Raw genomic sequence first — 3,629 nt, forward strand, 5'->3', positions numbered from 1 at the left:
GCACTGCGGCTCGCCGGGGCGCGGTGGCCCGCCGGGGTGCCGCACGGGCCCGGGATGCTCGCGGCCACCTGCCTGGTGCTGCTGTTCCCCGGCACGGCGGTGGACGGTGTCGCCTGAGGCGCGGCGGGGGGCGCGTGACAGGATCGGAGTCGTGTTGCGCTGGATGACCGCGGGTGAATCGCACGGTCCCGCCCTGACCGCCGTCCTCGAGGGCATGGTCGCGGGCGTGGAGATCACGACTGCCGAACTGGGCGAACAACTCGGCCGCAGGCGGCTGGGCTTCGGCCGCAGCCCGCGGATGGGGTTCGAGACCGACCACGTCGAGATTCTCGGCGGGGTCCGGCACGGCCGGACCCAGGGTGGCCCGATCGCGGTACGGATCGACAACAGCGAATGGCCCAAGTGGGAGAAGGTGATGGCCGCCGATCCGGTGGACCCCGCCGAGCTGGCGGGGCTGGCCCGGAACGAGCCGCTCACCCGCCCGCGCCCCGGGCACGCCGACCTGCCGGGCATGCAGAAGTACGGGTTCGACGAGGCCCGTCCCGTGCTCGAGCGGGCCAGCGCCCGGGAGACGGCCTCGCGCACCGCGGTGGGCACGGTCGCGCGGGCGTTCCTGCGGCAGCTGCTCGGCGCCGAGATCGTCAGCCACGTCGTGTCGATCGGCCGGGCGGAGGCGCCGGACGGGCCGCTGCCGGGCCCGGGGGATCTCGCCGAGGTGGACGAGTCCCCGGTGCGGGCGTTCGGGCAGGAGGCGACCGACGCGATGATCGCCGAGGTCGACGAGGTGAAGAAGGCGGGCGACACCGTCGGCGGGGTGATCGAGGTGATCGCCTACGGACTGCCGCCCGGTCTGGGCTCGCACGTGCACTGGGACCGCAGGCTCGACTCCCGGCTGGCCGGGGCTCTGATGGGGGTGCAGGCCATGAAGGGCGTCGAGGTGGGCGACGGGTTCACCACCGCGCGCCGCCGGGGCAGCGAGGCGCACGACGAGATCGACCGGGACGCCGGGGCGGGCGCCACGGGCGTCACCCGGCGCAGCAACCGGGCCGGGGGCCTGGAGGGCGGCATCAGCAACGGTGAGCCGGTGCGGGTCCGGGTCGCGATGAAGCCGATCTCCACCGTCCCCCGGGCACTGTCCACGGTGGATGTGGCCACCGGGGACGCCGCGACGGCGATCCACCAGCGTTCCGACGTGTGCGCGGTGCCGCGGGCCGGGGTCGTGCTCGAATCGGTGGTCGCGCTGGTGCTGGCCGAGGCCGCGCTGGAGAAGTTCGGCGGGGACTCGCTGGACGAGAGCACCCGCAACGCGCGGGGCTACCTCGACCGGCTGGGCGGATTCTGGTCGCGGTGAGGCCTCCGGTGCGTGCGCGGCGACCGGTCACGGATACCGTGAGTGGCATGAGCGAGCGCGGTCCCGTCGTCGTCGTGGGTCCCCCCGGTTCGGGCAAGAGCACGGTGGGCAGGCTGCTGGCCGAGCACCTCGGGGTGGCCTACCACGACGCCGACGACGACATCGTCGACGACCAGGGTCGCCCGATCGCGGACATCTTCGCCACCGACGGCGAGCCCGCGTTCCGCGCCGTCGAGGAGGACACGATCGCGCGGGGTCTGCGCGAGCACACCGGGGTCTACTCTCTCGGGGGCGGGGCCGTGCTCTCCGCGGCCACACGCGCCCGGTTGGCCGGGCACACCGTGGTGTTCCTCAACGTCGGCATGGCGGAGGGGGTGCGCCGGGCGGGCCTGTCCACGGCGCGGCCCCTGCTCGCGGGAGTCAATCCGCGCGCCACCTACAAGGCCCTGCTGGACGCCCGGCTACCGGTCTACCGCGAGGTGGCCACGGTCGAGATCGACACCGACGGTCGCACGCCGGAGGAGGTCGTCGCCGCGCTCGCGGAACGCCTCCCGGCGGGGCGGGCGGCCGAGCGACGCGCGCCGTGACGCGCACAGCGACGCAACGAGGAGCAGCATGACCGAGTCTTCCGAGTCCCCCGGGTCTTCCGGATCCCCCGGGGCCGACGAACCCGTCCGCGTTCCGGTGCGGACCGAGCGACCCTACGAGGTGCTCGTGGGCCGTGGACTGCTCAGCGACCTCACCGCGACGGTCGCCGACGCCTCGGCCGTGGCGATCGTGCACCCGCCGACGCTGACCACCACCGCGGAGGCGGTGCGGACCGAGCTCACCGAGGCGGGACTGGACGCGCACCGGGTGGAGATCCCGGACGCCGAGGACGGCAAGGAACTGTCGGTGGCGTCGTTCTGCTGGGACGTCCTCGGCCGGATCGGGCTGGACCGGGACGGCGTCGTCGTGGGCCTGGGCGGTGGCGCGGTGACCGACCTCGCCGGGTTCGTCGCGGGCACGTGGATGCGCGGGGTCCGGCTGGTGAACGTGCCCACCACGCTGCTCGGCATGGTGGACGCCGCCCTGGGCGGCAAGACCGGCATCAACACCGACGCGGGCAAGAACCTCGTCGGCGTGTTCCACGAACCGTCGACGGTGCTCGTCGACCTCGCCACCCTGGAGACCCTGCCGCCCAACGACCTCGTCGCGGGCATGGCCGAGGTGGTCAAGGCCGGGTTCGTGGGCGATCCGCGCATCCTCGACCTCATCGAGGCGGACCCGGCGGCCGCGGTGGACGCCACCGGGGACGTCCTCGCCGAGCTCGTGCGCCGCGCGATCGAGGTCAAGGCCGGAGTGGTCGCCGCGGACCTGCGGGAGTCGCACGGGCGCGAGGTGCTCAACTACGGCCACACCCTCGGGCACGCCATCGAGCGCCGGGAGCGCTACCGCTGGCGACACGGCGCCGCCGTCAGCGTCGGGCTGGTGTTCGCCGCCGAACTCGGCAGGCTCGCCGGCAGGCTCGACGACGCGACCGCCGACCGGCACACCACGGTGCTGCGCGCGCTCGGGCTGCCGACCACCTACGACCCGGACGCGCTGGGGCAGCTGGTGGAGAACATGCACGCGGACAAGAAGACCCGGTCCGGCACCCTGCGGTTCGTGGTGCTCGACGGGCCCGGCAGGCCGGGCAGGCTGGAGGGGCCGGATCCCTCCCTGCTGGCCGCGGCGTACTCGGTCGTGGCGGGCGGGGACCCGCAGGAGGGGAAGGTGCTGCTGTGAAGGTGCTGGTGCTCAACGGGCCGAACCTGGGCAGGCTCGGCACCCGGGAGCCCGCGGTGTACGGGGCGACCACGCACGACGACCTCGTGCGGTTGTGCACCGACACCGGTGCGGAGCTCGGTGTGGACGTCGAGGTGCGCCAGACCGACCACGAGGGCGAGATGGTCTCCTGGCTGCACGAGGCCGCCGACACCGGTGCCGCGGTGGTGCTCAACGCGGGCGCCTGGACCCACTATTCGATCGCGGTGCGCGACGCGGCCGCGCAGCTGACCGCCCCGCTGCTGGAGCTGCACATCACCAATGTGCACAAGCGGGAGCCGTTCCGGCACCACAGCGTGCTCTCCGACGTCGCGACCGGCGTGCTCGCCGGGCTCGGGGTGGACGGCTACCGCCTCGCGGTGCGCTGGCTGGCCGAGCGTACGGACTGACGGCTCTCCGGCACCCGCACCGGCGGCACGGCCCGTGTGTCCGGGCCCGGATGCTCAGGTGCGGACGGCGCCGGCGCCGCCGG

At 74.3% G+C, this 3,629-nt stretch carries 4 protein-coding genes; all 4 read left to right on the plus strand.

The window, feature by feature from the left end; genetic code table 11:
- Positions 1-151: 151 nt before the first annotated feature.
- From aroC to aroQ, 4 genes are read left to right on the plus strand one after another with little or no spacing between them, the layout of a single operon-like run.
- Positions 152-1,351, plus strand: a complete 1,200-nt coding sequence (gene aroC / locus SACPADRAFT_RS0219000) for a chorismate synthase (RefSeq protein ID WP_007026924.1) — start codon at positions 152-154, stop codon at positions 1,349-1,351.
- 47 nt (positions 1,352-1,398) lie between these two features.
- Positions 1,399-1,938 (plus strand): shikimate kinase, encoded by a 540-nt coding sequence (locus SACPADRAFT_RS0219005; RefSeq protein WP_198048355.1) that lies wholly within the window; start codon positions 1,399-1,401, stop codon positions 1,936-1,938.
- Between the two features lie 28 nt (positions 1,939-1,966).
- A complete protein-coding gene (aroB, locus tag SACPADRAFT_RS0219010; RefSeq protein WP_007026922.1) occupies positions 1,967-3,118 on the plus strand; it encodes a 3-dehydroquinate synthase in 1,152 nt (383 codons plus the stop codon).
- Entirely contained in the window at positions 3,115-3,546 is a 432-nt protein-coding gene (aroQ, locus tag SACPADRAFT_RS0219015) for a type II 3-dehydroquinate dehydratase (RefSeq protein WP_007026921.1), read from the plus strand. The genes aroB and aroQ overlap by 4 nt, the downstream gene beginning before the upstream one ends.
- Positions 3,547-3,629 lie beyond the last annotated feature (83 nt).

It is taken from the genome of Saccharomonospora iraqiensis subsp. paurometabolica YIM 90007 (assembly GCF_000231035.2).
Taxonomy (GTDB): Bacteria; Actinomycetota; Actinomycetes; order Mycobacteriales; family Pseudonocardiaceae; genus Saccharomonospora; species Saccharomonospora paurometabolica.

What these genes read in the sequence shown, in the direction of transcription:
- aroB (WP_007026922.1), top strand. Translation starts at nt 1,967, where the DNA reads ATGACCGAGTCTTCCGAGTCCCCCGGGTCTTCCGGATCCCCCGGGGCC.
- SACPADRAFT_RS0219005 (WP_198048355.1), top strand. Translation starts at nt 1,399, where the DNA reads ATGAGCGAGCGCGGTCCCGTCGTCGTCGTGGGTCCCCCCGGTTCGGGC.